Below are 15,839 nucleotides of genomic sequence, written 5' to 3' on the forward strand. Positions count from 1 at the left end.
TGGGCGAGATGAGGTTTGATACAGGCGGTGAGGAATTTTTCGGGCGGGTGGGGCCTTTGTGGGAAAAACTCAAGGCCTACCACGCGTCCCGCTCCACTCATTTTTCTGAGCTTCTGGCCACACGATCCTTTGCCGATCGCACCGCCGATATCCTGTGCCACGGCGGCGCGGTGCGGGTGGACCTGGCTGTCCGGGGGGCCGTGGACGTGGGGTACTGCGTCTGCACGATTTCGCCTTCCGGGGTGGGGGAGATTGATTCTCTCTATGTGGAGGAGAGAGACAGGGGCTGCGGCCTGGGGGAGACCCTGGCCCGTCGCGGGCTTGCCTGGATGGATGAAAACAAGGTGACCCGCCGCAGTCTCTCCGTGGTGTACGGCAATGAACCGGCCCTTGCCTTTTACAAACGCCTGAGGTTTTATCCCCGAAATATTCAGTTGGACCAGGTGTTGTCCTCTGATTGATATGGACGATTAATTAAATTATTTTCATCGGGTAGCCCCGGATTGTGTTGACAGGGGTTGCGTAATGGAATATGTGAGCATATATTCAAATGTAAGGAGCCTCAATGGACAACAGACCCGATGCCTGTCAGACCGAGTGCATGAACCCCGAAATCGTCGCTGAAGTGGGCGCCAGGATGGAGCCTGAAGAGACCCTGTTCCATCTGGCGGAGCTCTTCAAGGCGCTGGGGGACTCCACAAGGGTTCGGATCCTTCATGCCCTCTCCTTTTCAGAACTTTGCGTGTGTGCCCTGGCCGATATCCTGGACATGAGTTCCTCGGCCGTGAGCCATCAGCTTCGGGTGCTTCGTTCCCACAAGCTGGTCAAGTACCGAAAAGACGGGAAAAACGCGATTTACAGTCTGGACGATATGCATGTGCATACCCTCTTTGAACAAGGGCTTCAGCACGTGAACGAATAGCAGGAACAGATCGAATGCGGGAGGGGTCTCCCGCTTTTTTTTAATACAACATGTGAACATGTGGTCACACATGCGTCAGAGGAAACGATATGATTTTACTGGAACGGATTCTCGCTGAAAGCTGGAACGTCCTGTGCCTCTCAGCACCCTACATGCTGTTCGGCTTTTTTGTTGCAGGCCTTCTCAAGGCCTTTATTCCGGATGATTTTGTGGCCCGTCACCTCGGGCGTGAGAACGGGTCGAGCCTGTTGAAAGCCTCTCTTTTCGGGGTGCCCATTCCCCTGTGCAGCTGCGGGGTGCTGCCCGCTGCCGCGGGGCTGCGCAAGCAGGGTGCCAGCAAAGGCGCCACCACCTCCTTTTTGATCTCCACGCCGGAAACCGGGGTGGACTCCATTGCCGTGACCTGGGCCCTTCTGGATCCCCTGATGGCAGTGCTCCGGCCCCTTTCCGCCTTTCTGACCGCTATGGTCACCGGGCAGCTGGTGCGTACCCTGGACCCGGACGTAAAGGAGACGACCGACACCCCTGCCCCCAGGGCGGCATTCCCCATGGCTCCGGCAAGCGCCGAGCCCGACGCCTGCGGATGCGGGTGCAGCGCTCCGGCCAACAAGCCCACGGTCATGGAACGGCTGCGCACGGGCATGCGGTTCTCTTTCGGCGACCTGTTCACCGATATCTCGGGATGGTTTTTTGTGGGCGTAGGCATTGCAGGGCTCATCACCGTCTTTGTGTCGCCTGAGCTGGTGGAGGCCTATCTCGGCAATCACCTGGTGGCCATGCTGGTGATGCTGGTGGTCGGTACTCCCCTGTACGTGTGCGCCACCGCCTCCACACCCATTGCCGCCGCCCTGGTGCTCAAGGGGCTCAACCCCGGTGCCGCCCTGGTGTTTCTGCTGGCGGGACCCGCCACCAATGCCGCGGCCCTTTCCGTCATCACCGGTATTCTGGGAAAGAAGTCCATGATCCTTTACCTGGTGGGCATCATGGTCTCCTCCTTTCTCCTGGGATTTGCCGTGGACGCTGTCTACGCCGTCACCGGGCTCAGCGCCGGGTGGCAGGCAGGCGCCGAACATGTCGGGCGAACCTTTGTGGGCACGGTGAGCGCACTGGTCCTCTTCGGCCTCGTGCTTTTCGGCAGGGGAGGCCACGGGGGATGCTCTGATCCGGCCTGTGAGTGCGGGTAAGGCCCCTTGTCTCAATGGCCCGTCATGGTGCGGTAGAGAGCCCGATAAGCCTCGGTGGTCTCCTTCAGGGCCTTGACGTGGGCAAGATCCGTGGACTGTTTGGCCTTCATGGCAAAAAACACCAGCTGGTGGATGTACTTCAGGCTCTCCACATAACCGGGCATCTCTTTGGTGTCCTTGGGGGGCTTGATTCGCTGGGCGAGAAAATACTGGGTGGCGATTTTCTGGATTTCTTCTGCATGGTGCTCTTTGTTTGAGACCCACCTGACGATCTGGTTGGTGTTGCCCTTGTCTGAGAGGGCCAGTTCGTTGATGGCCTTCATGCTTTTTTCGATGGTGGTGATGTGCTCGAAAATCATCTCAAAGCGCATCTCATCGTTGTAAATCCCGCAGGGAACCTGGCAGTGGGCGAAGGCGGACGGGGCCGAAAGGATAACAACCCATGCCATGCACAGCCCGAAGATACCGGAAAAACGTTTCATGGTTTTCTCCTTGAAAATGCGTTGGGAGAACCCTGGGACGGGAACGTGGGGGCTCGGGGGAAGGGTCCTCACGGATGGTGGGTAAACGATGCCCGACAGGCTCTGGAAACCTGTGGCTTTTATCGCTTTTTTCAGGGGGATATTATACCATAGCTGCCATGGTGGGAACCAGGGTGAAGGACGGGGGACGACCTTGGTCGGCATGGTGCCTCCGGCGGGTCGCTTTTTGAAAAAAGCTCGTAACTATTCAGCTTGCCTCCGGCGGGTCGCTTTTTTAAAAAAAAGCTCCGCAAAAAACTTTCAGGTTCAGAAAAATTAGAACAGTCAAAATCGCTGAAATTCAAGCCAAAGCCGTCAAGCCCTGTTTGTCAAACTTTTCAAAAGTTTGGCCCCCGGCAGGGCCGCCGGAGGCAAACATAAGCTGAATAGTTACAAAAGCTCCGCAAAAACGTTCCGGTAAATAAAAAAAGAAGAGGGGCTATGCCTTGTAGGGACGCATCCTCAAAAAACAAGACCTGTTTGTCAAACTTTTCAAAAGTTTGTCCCCCGGAAGGGCTGCTGGAGGCAAACATCTAAATGCGTTAACCCTGGCCTCCGACGAAGTGAGTGTACACGGATCGCGTCCTGTTGTATGTTGCCACGATTTGCATGCCCTTCAACGGTACCGAACGACATCTACGGGATAAAAGAGAGAAACATGAAGGGGCAGGGCAAAAAAAAATTTCTGGCCGCCGCCGGCGTTGCCGGCGGCCAGAAATCTACTTAGGAGGAGAATCAATCCGTTCTTGACCCCTGCCGGCAAAAGGATGGCTGAAGCCGGCAGGGGGTGTTACATGTTGGAGTGACAAAAGAGATACCTCCCGGACCGAAAATTCACAAACCATTAATACTTAACGAACTATTAGAAAAACTAATGCCTCACAACCTACCCCCCTTAAACGCCCTGGTCGTGTTTGAAACGGTGGCCAAGCATCTGAGCTTTACCACCGCCGCAGGCGAGCTCTGCATCACCCAGGGAGCGGTAAGCCAGCAGATCCGGAAGCTGGAAGATTTTCTGGAACTCCCTTTGTTCCGACGGGGGCACCAGTCCCTGAGCCTGACCCAGGCCGGTGTGGACTACCTGCCGTCCGTCACCGAAGCCCTGGACAAGATCCGCATCTCCACGGCGTCACTTTCCCGAAAAGATGCCCGGGGCGTTTTGTCCGTGAATGTCTCCCCGAGCTTTGCCAACCAGTGGCTGCTCTCCCGGTTTCACCTGTTTTGTCAGGAGTATCCGGATATCGACCTGAAAATAAACGCCACCGCAGTGCGGACGGAGTTCGGCAAAGAGGATGTGGACGTGGCTATTCGCTACGGCGCCGGACCGTGGCCCGGGGTGCATTGCACCAAATTGTCCCACGGCAGGGTGTATGCGGTCTGCAGTCCGGAACTCCTGGAAGGGGCCCACGGCCTGACAACCATCCGGAACCTGAAGCACCACCTGCTGATTCGCAACAGCGAACTCTGCCTCTGGCCCATGTGGCTTGAGAGCGTGGGCATGAACCTCATGGAGATGCGGCAGGGGCCTACCTTCAACCTTCTCTACATGGCCATCCAGGCCGCTGCCAACGGCCAGGGCGTGGCCCTGGGCAGCACCATCCAGATCCATGACCACGTCCAGTCCGGGACCCTGGTGGTCCCCTTTAAGGTGGGGGTCATCTCGCCCATCTCCTACTGGTTCCTCACCCCGGAGATCAAGGTACAGGACGCCAAGGTCCTGGCCTTCAAGAAATGGATCACGGCCGAACTCCAGGCTCAGAATCAGATTTGACGGAACCCTTCCGTTACTATCCAGCCCGTATAAACCATCCGTTTAGCCCGCGTCGAAGGCCCTAGCGCTTTGCCCTGAGGAACGAAGGGCAAAGCGCTAGGGCAATAAGCTTTCGAGGTGTTTTCGCTATTGTGGCTTCGCCACCCTCGCCGCCGGAGACTCGTTTTTTGACCTGACTTTAACCGGAATAACTCCGGCGGCGTTGTTTCAATAGGCAAACCGGATTGACGTGTAGATGTTGGTGTTGTCTTCCAGTTGCCCGAAAAACGTGGTGTTGCTGCACCCCAGGAATACATTGGCCCCGGTGGTGACCTGCACGCGGTCCGACACCTTGTAGACGGCCAGCGGCCGGAGATAGGCGTCCTCATCCGTGGGGGACCAGTAACCGGAAAACCCAAGGCTCAGGGTCTGGTTGAAGAGCTGCTGCTCCATGTTGCAGGTGAGCACGTGGCGAAAGCGGTCGCGGGTGGCTCCGGGGGCGTGGCCATACGCCCCGTGATCGAGGATCTCTTCCACGTAATACTGGAAGCTTATCGTCAGCTCCCGGCCCATGTCCCGGGCGTAGCCCAGAAGGTAGCGCCGCTCCGAGTTGTTCACCAGTGGGTCGGTGCCCGAGAGGTCCTCCATGGAGCGGTACCAGGCCACCTCAAGGTTGGCGATGCCCGGGCCAAACTGGCCCCGGGCGCTGGCGCCGTAGACCTCCAGGGCCGGGAAGCGGGCCACGCCCTGGGGCGTGGTGCCTGAGGGCTGTTTCCAGAACCCTTTATAGCCGTAGGCCGCCACCTCCCAGGTTCCCACCCGCCTGTTGAGTCGCAGGGCGATCTCATCATCTTTGAACCAGCCATCCGGTGTGTCCGAAGGGTTGGTGTTCCCCGGCGAGATATAGGTGCCGTCCGTGTAGCGGTCCGGGTCAAAGCGAGGGGTGTAGACCAGGTCGACACCGGCAAGGGGCGTGAAGATGCTCACCTTTACCGCGTCTGACGGCGCCTTGAGGTAATCGCCGTCCCGCCCGATGAAAAAGGCCTGCCAGTCCTTGGGGAAGAGGTCGTTGAGAAAGACCAGGTCCCCGGTGCCCCAGGTGAGGATCTGGCGTCCCACCGTCAGGTCGGTGTGCTCCCCCACCCGTGTGAACACCCAGGCCTCCCGCAGGTCATCCTCCACCGTTTCGGTGACCCCGTCCGCCCAGATATCCCCCTTCAGCTTCAGCTCAAACCCATCGTACATGGCCGAGAGGTCCCCTTGAAAACGGGCTTCCAGGGGGGACCACCCCGTCTCTTCCGGGCCTTTTTCAGGCCGCCAGCCCGCCCGGGCTTCGGCGTAGCCGTGGAACTCCACGGGGTCGAGCCAGGCAGGCAGGGCCTGTCCTGCGCGGGCCGTAACGGCCAGGCAAAGGAAGAGGAGGATTAAACCTGCGATGCTGCAGAATCCCTTCATCTCAGGAGCCTCCGCGGGGGGCGGCGCAGGTACCGCTCCGTGAAGAGGGTATCGGATACCCCGGTGTTGAACCGGACGTTGGAGACCCTCATCTCCGTGACACTGCCCGAGGCGATGTTTGTGGCCACAGAGCAGGTGATGACGGGGTAGTGATGCTCCTGGCCGTTTTCTGATGCGGGGATTTTTTCCACCCGGGTGGCCGTGATGACCCGGGTGACGGAACCTGTTTTATCGAAGAACTGCTGTTTGACGGGGAGGAACGATTCTTTGTCGATGGTGGCGGTGTAGTGGGAAAAGGCGACGCTCTCCGGGCGCAGGGGGATGTTGTCGATGACATAGTACCGGTCGGTGACCTCCTTTAACACGTGGCGGTCCTCGTGGATGTTTCGCCCGGAGATGTCTTCGTAGAGAAAGTCGGAGCCTGCAAAGCTGGTCCGCTTGTCCCCTGCGGCAATGCGTTTCACAAGGTCCAGGTTGGGCAGGTAGAGCCACCGGTCGTCGTCTTTGGCCGGGCTGTCGTGCTTGTGCACCAGAAAGGTCATCTTGCGCACGTCCGCCGGGGACTTGAAGCAGATGAGGTAGAACTGGTCGCCGTTTTCGGCCGGGTGGTTCTTCCTCAGGGTGTTGAAGGCCCGCTTCCGGGTTCGGCCGAGCTTGTCCGTGATGACCATGCGGACGCTGGCACTGGTGTCGTCCCCGGGGTAAAGGGCGGCATGGTTTGCCCGCCGGACGATTTCATCGGCGTCGGTGAGGTCATCCGCCAGGGCCGGGCCACAGGGGATGGTGAGGATCAGGATCCACAGGGCCAGGAAAACGGCCGGGATTGTTTTGCTGTGTGTGTTCATGGTGTCTCCTTCGTAAAAGATGCCTTCTATGGTCAAGGTCGATTCAAAAAACAAGTCTCCGGCGGCGAGGTGAGCCACCTCGAAAGCTCATTGCCCTTGCGCTTCGCCCGACATAAACACGGATGGTCTGTGTCGGCTGGATCACAAGCTTCGACGTAACAGGATACGATGTCGTTGCTTGTCCATTATCGATTTAACCGCACGTCCTCCGGGGGCAAGGGGTGTCACCTTGAACGCTACTTGCGGGCGCACCCCGGAGGCGCGGTTTATTTCTTTATTTCCATTATGGAAGGCACCTTTCTGGGGTGAATGCGAGCCGAGGCACCGGAGTGGGTCGTTTTTTTCCCGGGGAAGAACCGCTTTTCCCAGACGGTGAGGATCGCAGGCAGAACCACCAGGGTGATGAGGCCCGAGGCGGCCATGATGGCAAAGAGCATGGCTCCGGTGGTTTTGTAGGGCACCAGGGAGGCGACGAGCAGGGGCAGAAAGCCGAAGGCGACGACCAGGACATTGCGGCTGATGGCCCGGGCGGGTTCGCCGAAAACGAGAGGCAGTGCCGACTCCCAGCTGCCGGTGGCGGCAACGGCTTTTCGGCTGCGCTCCAGAAAATGGATGGCAAAGTCCACGGCCATGCCGATGGACAGGGCACTCATCACGGCAATGGGCAGGTCGTAGTCTTTGCCCGCAAGGCCGGTGGCCCCGTAGATCAGGGGCAGGGTAATGGCCAGTGGGACCATGCACAGCATCGCCCATAAGGGGGAGCGGAAGAGAAAGGCCATCATCACCAGCACCATGAGAAAACTGCCTGCAAAGGAGCGAAGAAATCCCCCCACCAGTTTGATTTCCAGAACGCGGTTGATGTAGTGCAGGCCGGCCCACTCAAAGGAGAGGGGCACAGGGGGCGGGTGGATGGCCGTGTAGGCGCTGACAGCTTCCACGGCTTTGCGGGTTGCCATGCTGTCCCCGCAGTTGAAGTGCAGGCGGATGACGGCGTTTTTGTAGTCCGGGGTGACCAGGTGCCACAGGTCGTTGGGCCGATGGCTCTGCTGGAACTGCAGGTAGCACTCGGCCACCTTGGGAAGGGTGTCCGGGAGGGTGAAGTCTTGGGTGCGGCCCGTGGTGAGCTCCTGGTTGACCTTGCGGACCACATCGGCGGCGGACTCGGTTTTTCCGATATATGGCTTTGCGTCCATTACGGCCTGGAGGCCCGCCACATAGGCCAGGAGATCGGGCCGTTTGAAAATCGCGTGGTTCTGGAGCTCGACCTCCAGAAAGGTCTGAATGTCGAGCCAGGCATCGTATTGGGCGTCGTTGGCCGCGGACGATGCCGTTTCAATGGACGCGACAATGCGCTCAGCCAGCTCAGGGGCGGACGGGTTCCCGTGACCCAGTGCCGGGAGCTTCGGTGCTATCTGCATTGCCAGAGCTCGGACCAGGGGATTTTCGTGCCCCTCTGCAAAGCGGTCCAACCGGTGTGTAAGGGCCTGGATATCCTGCTGGCCGAGGGCTTCGTCCCGGGTGTCGCCCAGGACCAGGTAGGCGGTGTAGGTGCCTGAAAAGTGCCGGTTCAAGGCGGTATCTGCCTGACGGATGGGGTGGCTGGTGTCGAATCGTTTGGCGTAGTTGTCGTTGACCTGGATGCGGGTGATCCCCCAGACGGAGACGGCCACCACCAGGCAGAAACCGGCCAGGATGACCTTGGCGTGGGCAAAGGTGAAGCGGCCCAGGGCCGAAAGGAGGCGTGCCAGTCCCTTTGCTTCCCGGCCGGACTGGTGAGTGTGGCCGAAGGATGCAAGGCGCCTTTCCGGTATCATCATGACGTACGCCGGGACAAAGAGAACCGTCAGCAGCCAGGCCACCATGACCCCGATGCAGAGAAAGCCGCCGAAGACCTTTGCCGGGGGGATGGGTGCCAGGGTCAGGGACAAAAAACCGGCGGCCGTGGTGAGGGATGTGTAGAGCATGGGGGCAAACAGGGTCTCCATGACGGAGCGGATGGTGTGGGCCCGGCCGGCCCTGGGGGTGTACGTGTCGAAGAATTCGGACAAGACGTGCACCGAGTCCACCATGGCGATGGACATGAGGAAAATGGGCAGCATGGAACTCAGGATATGGACGGGATACCCTGCACCGATCATCAGGCCCATGGTGATGACAATGGAGACCGTGGCGATGATCATGGGAAGGATGATGAGCTCCCACTTCCGGAAGAACAGGGCCAGAAGGCCCAGGATGACCACCATGGCCAGGGGGGAGGCTGTGCTCATCTGGGTGAACATCTCCACGCCCACGGCGCCTTCGGCAACGGGCAGGCCGGTGATGTGGAAGACGTCGCCTTCCGGGGAGGTGTTGATCTCGGCGATCTTTTCCCGGAGCGCTGTGTAGACCTTGTAGCTGATGAGTTTTTTGGTGAGGGGCAGGTAGAGGCTGATGGCACGCCCGTCCTCAGAGACCATGCGGCCTTTGAGAAGGGGGTTGGAAAGGGCTTTGTCCCGGATGGCCCGTGCTGCCTCCCGGGTCGTGGGGGGCTCGGGCATCAGCCAGTCAAAGCGAAGGGAGTCCGGAGCGTCCTGGCTCATATGGTCCACCAGAGAGGGGGCCACAAGGTCTGCTGCAATGACCCCGTGGGTTGTGTCCGGGTCCGATTCATCGGGCCACCTGAGGGTTTCTGCGAATCGGGTGAGGGTGTGGATTTTGGACAACGTGGCGGGGTTGAAGACCCCGTCGGGATCCTCCTCGTTGACGATGCCCACGATGACAATTTCACTTAAGGCGAAGTTTTTTTTTGTCTCATCGTTGAAAAGACGTGCCGGTTCGGTGGTCTTGAGCATGTTTTCCGGGTCGGTGTCCATGACCACCCGGGGGAAAAAGGCCGCCGCCGCAAGGGTGGCTGCCAGGATGAGAAGGGCTACCTTTTTGGCGTGGATAATGGCCGCGTTGATCAGGAATCGTTTCAAGCCGTTCATGGGGATCTCCAAATCCTTGAGGGTAAAGGGTTCTGGTCTGGGGCAGCCCTGGAAAGGGCTGCGTCATGGAAATAAAAAAAAAGGTTAATTTACTTAACTAATATGGTGCAAAAATAGGGCGCAGGGGTACCGGGGTACCCGGCACGTTCGTGCCGACTGACGTTGGGGCTCAAAAAAATCTGGCGCACGACTGTCAGGCTAAGCTGTGGGGTTGGAGCCGTGTGGTGATCTATTTTGTTAATGTGCTTAACTATTTTTTTAAAAAAAGAGACGTGTTCGGTTAACGCCCCCTTGGCACAGGCGCTGGGGGGTATGCCCTTTGGCGCCCTGCCGGGGCCAAAGGTGGCCGCCGGAGACCTGTTTTTTTATCCACGTTAATCATGGAAGGCACGCTGGTTGGTCACCGTGAGGGGCGTCGGCGCTACGTGTTACGTTTTTTTCATGTCCGCCTGGTTCAGTCGCGCGTCCAGGGTTTGTTCAAACATCCCCAGGATCTGCGCCGTTTTTTTCAGGTCGGAAATAGGCACCTCTGAGAGGTGTTCGAAAAGGACCTCCCGGTCCTCGCCGTGCATGCGTTCATGGGCATGGTAAGCGGCCCAGCCCTTCCGCGTCAGGTAGAGCCAGTACTCCTTGTTGGAGTGAGCCGACTGGCGGCGTTCCACCAAACCTCTTTTTTCGAGTTTTGCGATCATCTGGGAGGCCCCGCTTTTGGTGATGCCGAAGTGCCCGGCCACATCGGTGATGTTGATCTCCTGATGATCGCCGATGACCTCGATGGTGTGGACCTCCTTGGTGGAGACGGTCAGCGGGGTGCCTTCCCCTGCGTCGACCACAAGGGGCAGCTTTTCCATGCGTTCGTATTTGTGCAGGACCTGGGTGATCTTCTGGAGCAGGTCCTTTATGGGGGTCTCTTGTTTTTTCATGGGATAATGGTAAAGCTGCTTAACTATTTTTGTCAAGAAAAAAAGCGACGATCCATCTCATCGCTTTTGTTGATCTAAGGCCTGGGTAAACCCGCGGGATTCTGGCTCCCACGGTTAGGTCGAATCAATCATCATGAACCAGGTGGGGCAGGTTGCATCGGTGACTGGGCCGACATCATTTACCTCAGCTGCTCTTCGGCCAGACGGGTTCGTCATTTTCGAACCTGTATCCGATTTCGATCTCAACCAGGGTGTCGGCATCGAACCAGAGAAAGAGGCTCTGGTCCACGTACTCCACCAACAGGTAATCCGGGGCGTCGTCTTCGGTGTGAAGCTCTTCCTGGGGCGCCTCGTTGATATGGCCTGCAAGGTGGGTGAGGACCTGCAGCTTGGTGAGCCCGAACAGGTCTTTGCCGAACAGGGTGTGGCCGGGCTCGCGAACGGCGATGGTGGAGAGACGGAAGTCGTCGTCGGAGTCGAAGTTGAAGACAAGGCCGTCTCCATAGTACCCAAGGACTTTGGTGCCGTCGCCCAGGGCATCTTCGAATTCGATGTACTCCCGGGATTCGGGAAGGCCCAGGTGTTCGGTGACGCTCTCTTCTTCCTGACCGAACCGTATAGGGCCGATGCCGATGCCGATATGTATGTCCATGATGCACTCCTTGGTTCTTCGGGGGGTATTTTCTTACCATACTCCAGCCCACTTGTCCCTGCAATGCGAATCCGTGTCCGCCCGGTAATTCCCTGGAAACCCCGGGGCCACATGACGGGTTTCATACGAAAGATCGTGGGATTGGGGGGCGCTGCCGTAGCCGTGATTTTTTTGTGGGGAAGCCATGGAAAAACCTTCTTATGTTCCGTGGGCATTCATCCGATAGGGTTGACAATATCCGGCAAAAAGAAGGGGGGATGCCATGGGGTGCAACCTGAAAAACAGAAAGGACATACCGCCGGGGGAGGTGCCTGGCTTCAACCGTCGCACGGCCAGCGACAACATTGTCCGGGAGCAGGTCATCGCCCTGCTGGTGCTGGGTCAGTACCTTCTCTCCCTGGTGTGGGTGGGGGGAACAGAGGATCTTGGTGCCCTTTTATCGGCGATGGTGCCCGCCATGCCCCGCGGCCTTTTTTTCGGCGTTGTCTTTTTGCCTCCGTTTTTAACCCTGGGGATTTCCCTTTTTGCCCGGAAGTTCCTCGGCGGGTCGACCCGGCTCTTTGTCTGCCATCGGGCGAACCTGATTCTTCTTTTGTTCGGGGCGGCCCTGACAGCCATTCTCGTGCAGGCCCCCTTTGTGTTCGAATCGGTTCTCCTCCTGAGCTCCCTTCTTATCGTGATGACCCCTGCCTTTTCCCGGGGGCTCTACTTGGGGGCCCTGCTGTTTTTTTTCCTGGGGTCGGCATGGGCAGGCGGGTGGCCGGGCTTTTCCTGGTTTGATATCGGGGATGTGGTGTTGACGACCCTGGTGGGGCTGATCATGGTGCGATTCCGGTTTTCCGATCGCGTGGGAAGGTACCTGACACGTCGGACCATGGAGGAGCAGCACCGGCAGCTTAAGGAGACAAATCGTGAGCTTTTAAAGGCCAACGGCAGGCTCCAGGCCATTACGTATGTGGACGGGCTTACCGGAGTGAGCAACTGGCGGGCCTTTGACGAAGGCCTGGAAGGGGAGTGGCGCCGGGCCATGAGGGGGGGAACGCCCGTTGGTCTGTTGATGCTGGATATCGATTTTTTCAAGGCTTACAACGACACCTACGGGCATCAGGCCGGGGACGATTGCCTGAAACAGGTGGCCGGATCCCTGGAGGCCGGGGTACGGCGTCAGGGCGAGATGGTGGCTCGCTACGGTGGCGAAGAGTTTGCCGTGATCTTTCCCGGCGCGAATGGCGATGCCCTGGCTGTGCTGGGGGAGTCCCTGAGGCGGCGTGTGGGGGCTTTGGGGCTGACGCATCCCTCCCTGCCGTGGGGCCATGTGAGTATCAGCATCGGCGGGGCCGTGGTATGCCCCCGCGCGGGGGAAGACAGGGAATCCCTGATCAGGCAAGCCGATAAAGCCCTCTACGCAGCAAAGGAGGCGGGGAGGAACCGCGTGGTGATCCGGAAGGTCCCTTGAGACACGGCAGCGACGGGGTGGGGCGCTGTGTGTTGAATCGCTGCGTGCCAGATTCAGGGCAAACGCATTTGGATTTTGCCTCCTGAGGCCCTTCCGTGGGCAAAACTTTTGAAATGTTTGACAAACAGGCTTTTTTGGGGAAGCGCATCGCAACCCTCCATAACTCCGCTTGTTTTTTTATTTTACCGGAACGTTTTTGCGGAGCTTTTTTTAAAAAGCGACCCGCCGGGGGCAACGGAATTTTTTAAATGCGTTGGCCTTTGTGTCAGGTTGTTAAAGGGTGGCATGCGGCCGGGTAGTGTGGTATATCAGATATCAAAAAAGAGGAGGATGGTCGGGGTTGCCCGCCTCTTCCGGCATGATTGATTTTCCGGGTCCCGCCAGGGGTCTGCCATGTGTGAGGAATGTCTCGTGTTTACCCAACGCTCTCAACTGTCCACCCTGAGCCACTCCCGGGCTTACGGCCATTTTACGTACATCTATCCTGTTATTTCCCGCCGATCCCACGGTCTTTCCATCGGAGTCAACCTGAGTCTGGACAACCGCTGCAACTACAACTGCCTCTACTGTGAGGTGGACCGAAGCGCGCCGGTTTCCCGGGGCCGGGTGGATCCGGAAGCCCTGGGCCAGGAGCTCTACCAGATGCTCTCCGACCTCTCTCCCCACTCCCCGGCCCTGCGGGACGTGACCTTTGCAGGCAACGGCGAGCCCATGGCCGTGCGATGCCTGGACCGCTGCATCGACCTGGCTGCGGAAACCCTTGATACTCTGGGCTTTACCGACGTTCCCGTGGTGGTCATCACCAACGGTACCTTTATCCACCGCCCCTGGGGGCAGCGGGCCCTGACCCGGCTGGCCGCCGCAGGAGGCGAGGTGTGGATCAAACTGGATGCCGGGGACCAGGAGACCATGTCCCGTATCAACAGCACCCTGTTTTCCCTTGAAAAGCTGGAAGAGAACATCTTTGACGCCAGCCGGATCCTTCCTGTCACCCTCCAGTCCATGTTCATGAAACGCTGGGGCAGGCCCCCGGCCACAGAAGCCGTGGACAGCTATATTGCGTGCCTGAAACGCCTGAGCCAAGCCGGGGCGGCCATCGAGGGCGTCCAGGTCTACACCGTGGCACGGCAACCCCGACTTTCCCATGTCACGGCCCTTGACGCTCCTTCCCTTGAAGCCATCGCCTCCCGCATCCGCACCGAAACCGGCCTGCCCGCTACATCTTATGCCTAACCCGGGTTCGCAAATGCTTGCCTCCGGCGGCCCAGCCGGGGGCCAAACTTTTAAAAAGTTTGACAAACAGGTCTTGCGAACGTCCCTGGCCGGTCGAAAGATATCAGCCAGCCGAGTGTTGTAAACATATCGGACATGCATCGTCTTCTGTCGTTCAGTCCAACGGTGCTGTACGGCCGAAGAAGACACGACCGGAACGGGCGCAGCCCGTCAGAAAATGTGACGTCCCTGAGGAACGAAGGGGCGGAGCATTTGCGAACCTGGGGTGCAGGGGATTTATCCCCTGCCCGCCGGAGGCATCACAGAGTCGCTTTGAGGAATCGGGCCACAAAGGGTGTTTCGGGGTGGTGGAAGAGGGCCTGGACCGGGCCGGATTGTTCGATGCGGCCGTCACGGATCACGGCCATGGACTGGCCGAGGTAGCGGGCCTCGTCAAAGTCGTGGGTGACCATGAGGCAGGTCATGGCCTCGTCCCGGTGAAGGGTTTTAAGAAGGGTTGAGATTTCGCTTCGCGTGGCCGGGTCCAGGGCGGAGAGGGGCTCGTCCAGAAGCAGGACGTCGGGTTTGACGGCCAAAGCCCTGGCCAGGGCCGTGCGTTGCTTTTCCCCCCCGCTTAACGTCGGGGGTTTTCGAGTCTTAAGGCGGGTGATGCCCAGGCGGTCCATGAGGTCATGGACCGTCTGCCGGGCGTTGTCCGCCTTTTTGTTTTGATAGCGCAGGCCAAAGGCGATGTTCTCTTCCACGGTGAGGTGGGGAAACAGGGCGCCGTCCTGGTAGACGATGGCCAGGTGGCGTTTTTCCGGGGGCAGGTGTGTGATCTCCGTGCCGTTTAAGTGCAGGGCCCCGTGGGTGATGGGCGCCAGCCCTGCAAGGGCCTCCAGGATCAGGCTCTTCCCGGCGCCGGTGGGCCCTAAAAGGATGAAGAACTCCCCGGGGGCGACGGACAGGGAGACGTCCCGGACGGCAAAATCGGGAAGGTCAATGGAGAGGTTGTTGATTTTGATCATTCCGGTGTTTCTCCGCGCTGGATAAGGACCCTCAAGGCCACAAAGAGAAGGAGGCTTGCCGCAATAAGCCAGAAGGCCACGGGCTGGGAGTAGGAGAGGCCGTAGGCGGTGAACCGCTCGTAGACCATGACCGGCGCGGTCATGGGGTGGTAGGCCACGATGATGACGGCGCCGAATTCGCTCAAGGCGCGGGCCGCGCTCATGATAAAGCCCACGAGGATGGAGCGCCAACACAAGGGCAGGGTGACCCGCAGGAAGGTCTGGGGAAAGGAGGCGCCCAGGCTCCGGGCCACGTTCTCCAGGCGTTGGGGCACCTTTTTGAACCCGCTCACCGCGCTGCCGATGAAAAAGGGCAGGCCCACAAAGGTGAGAACCGCCACGATACCCGTGGTGGTCCCCATGATGCGGATGCCCAGGCCGTGCATCAGGTCGCCGATGACATGCCCTTTGCCGGCGATGCCCAGAAAGGCAATGCCGATGACCGGATGGGGGATCATGATGGGAAGATCCACGATGCTCTCCACCAGGTGTTTTCCCGGGAAATGTTTCCGGGCCAGCAGGTAGGCAAAGGGGGTGCCGAAGACCAGGCAGATGGCGGCCGCCCCAAAGGAGGTGGCCAGGCTCAGGCCGATGGCCCCGCGCACGTCGGGGTCCTTCAATGCTTCTGCCAGGTTGGCAAGGGTGGGTCCGGTGATCATCTGGACCAGGGGCAACAGGATCATCAGGGCCACCAGCACGCTGGCAGAGATCATAAGCCAGAGTGCCGGCCCCGAATGAACGCGGGAAAAGGATCGTTTCACGAAAATGGCCCTTTTTTTTGAGGCTGTTGAGCTCAACATAGCATCCGGCGACCCTGCCGGGGGCCAAACGTTTGAAAAACAAGTTTTTGCTCAATTTTACAGAAACCTTCGCCAAAGCCCTCTCC

Annotated in this window: 14 protein-coding genes; 6 read left to right on the forward strand and 8 right to left on the reverse strand. The window is 59.0% G+C overall.

Annotated features, from left to right (window positions below; genetic code table 11):
• Positions 1-8 precede the first annotated feature (8 nt).
• The 3 genes from MSL71_RS17655 (at position 9) to MSL71_RS17665 (ending at position 2,106) form a co-directional block, all read left to right on the forward strand.
• The gene (locus tag MSL71_RS17655) at positions 9-461 is read left to right on the forward strand and encodes a GNAT family N-acetyltransferase (protein WP_180142874.1); all 453 of its coding nucleotides are present in this window, start codon (positions 9-11) and stop codon (positions 459-461) included.
• 104 nt (positions 462-565) lie between these two features.
• Positions 566-922 carry an ArsR/SmtB family transcription factor gene (locus MSL71_RS17660; protein WP_180142876.1) on the forward strand — a complete coding sequence of 119 codons (357 nt, stop codon included), beginning with the start codon at positions 566-568 and terminating at the stop codon, positions 920-922.
• 89 nt (positions 923-1,011) lie between these two features.
• Positions 1,012-2,106 carry an SO_0444 family Cu/Zn efflux transporter gene (locus MSL71_RS17665; protein ID WP_180142878.1) on the forward strand — a complete coding sequence of 365 codons (1,095 nt, stop codon included), beginning with the start codon at positions 1,012-1,014 and terminating at the stop codon, positions 2,104-2,106.
• Between the two features lie 11 nt (positions 2,107-2,117).
• Here MSL71_RS17665 and MSL71_RS17670 read toward each other — a convergent pair whose 3' ends face one another.
• A complete protein-coding gene (locus tag MSL71_RS17670; protein ID WP_246317819.1) occupies positions 2,118-2,588 on the reverse strand; it encodes a superoxide dismutase, Ni in 471 nt (156 codons plus the stop codon).
• 913 nt (positions 2,589-3,501) lie between these two features.
• On the opposite strand from MSL71_RS17670, the gene gcvA reads away from it, so the two are divergent.
• Complete coding sequence (gcvA, locus tag MSL71_RS17675; protein ID WP_180142880.1) at positions 3,502-4,398, forward strand: transcriptional regulator GcvA; 897 nt, start codon at positions 3,502-3,504, stop codon at positions 4,396-4,398.
• 207 nt (positions 4,399-4,605) lie between these two features.
• Here the strand turns inward: gcvA and MSL71_RS17680 are convergent, their stop codons facing one another.
• From MSL71_RS17680 to MSL71_RS17700, 5 genes are all read right to left on the reverse strand, one after another.
• Complete coding sequence (locus tag MSL71_RS17680) at positions 4,606-5,832, reverse strand: hypothetical protein (protein ID WP_180142882.1); 1,227 nt, start codon at positions 5,830-5,832, stop codon at positions 4,606-4,608.
• Positions 5,829-6,677, reverse strand: a complete 849-nt coding sequence (locus MSL71_RS17685) for an outer membrane lipoprotein-sorting protein (RefSeq protein WP_180142884.1) — start codon at positions 6,675-6,677, stop codon at positions 5,829-5,831. The genes MSL71_RS17680 and MSL71_RS17685 overlap by 4 nt, the downstream gene beginning before the upstream one ends.
• A 266-nt stretch (positions 6,678-6,943) precedes the next feature.
• Positions 6,944-9,643, reverse strand: coding sequence for an efflux RND transporter permease subunit (locus MSL71_RS17690; RefSeq protein ID WP_180142886.1), 2,700 nt, complete (start codon positions 9,641-9,643; stop codon positions 6,944-6,946).
• 428 nt (positions 9,644-10,071) lie between these two features.
• Positions 10,072-10,566: a MarR family winged helix-turn-helix transcriptional regulator gene (locus MSL71_RS17695; protein WP_180142888.1), complete on the reverse strand. Its 495-nt coding sequence runs from the start codon at positions 10,564-10,566 to the stop codon at positions 10,072-10,074.
• 184 nt (positions 10,567-10,750) lie between these two features.
• Complete coding sequence (locus tag MSL71_RS17700; RefSeq protein ID WP_180142890.1) at positions 10,751-11,218, reverse strand: hypothetical protein; 468 nt, start codon at positions 11,216-11,218, stop codon at positions 10,751-10,753.
• 262 nt (positions 11,219-11,480) lie between these two features.
• Between MSL71_RS17700 and MSL71_RS17705 the strand changes: the two genes are divergently transcribed.
• Both MSL71_RS17705 and MSL71_RS17710 read left to right on the forward strand, forming a co-directional pair.
• A complete protein-coding gene (locus MSL71_RS17705; protein ID WP_180142892.1) occupies positions 11,481-12,674 on the forward strand; it encodes a GGDEF domain-containing protein in 1,194 nt (397 codons plus the stop codon).
• Positions 12,675-13,067: 393 nt separating this feature from the next.
• Positions 13,068-13,907, forward strand: a complete 840-nt coding sequence (locus tag MSL71_RS17710; protein WP_180142894.1) for a radical SAM protein — start codon at positions 13,068-13,070, stop codon at positions 13,905-13,907.
• A gap of 299 nt (positions 13,908-14,206) precedes the next feature.
• Here MSL71_RS17710 and MSL71_RS17715 read toward each other — a convergent pair whose 3' ends face one another.
• A complete protein-coding gene (locus tag MSL71_RS17715) occupies positions 14,207-14,914 on the reverse strand; it encodes an ABC transporter ATP-binding protein (RefSeq protein WP_180142896.1) in 708 nt (235 codons plus the stop codon).
• Positions 14,911-15,666, reverse strand: a complete 756-nt coding sequence (locus tag MSL71_RS17720) for an ABC transporter permease (RefSeq protein WP_246317820.1) — start codon at positions 15,664-15,666, stop codon at positions 14,911-14,913. The genes MSL71_RS17715 and MSL71_RS17720 overlap by 4 nt, the downstream gene beginning before the upstream one ends.
• Between the last annotated feature and the right edge of the window lie 173 nt (positions 15,667-15,839).

This window comes from Desulfoluna butyratoxydans, assembly GCF_900699765.1.
GTDB lineage: Bacteria > Desulfobacterota > Desulfobacteria > Desulfobacterales > Desulfolunaceae > Desulfoluna > Desulfoluna butyratoxydans.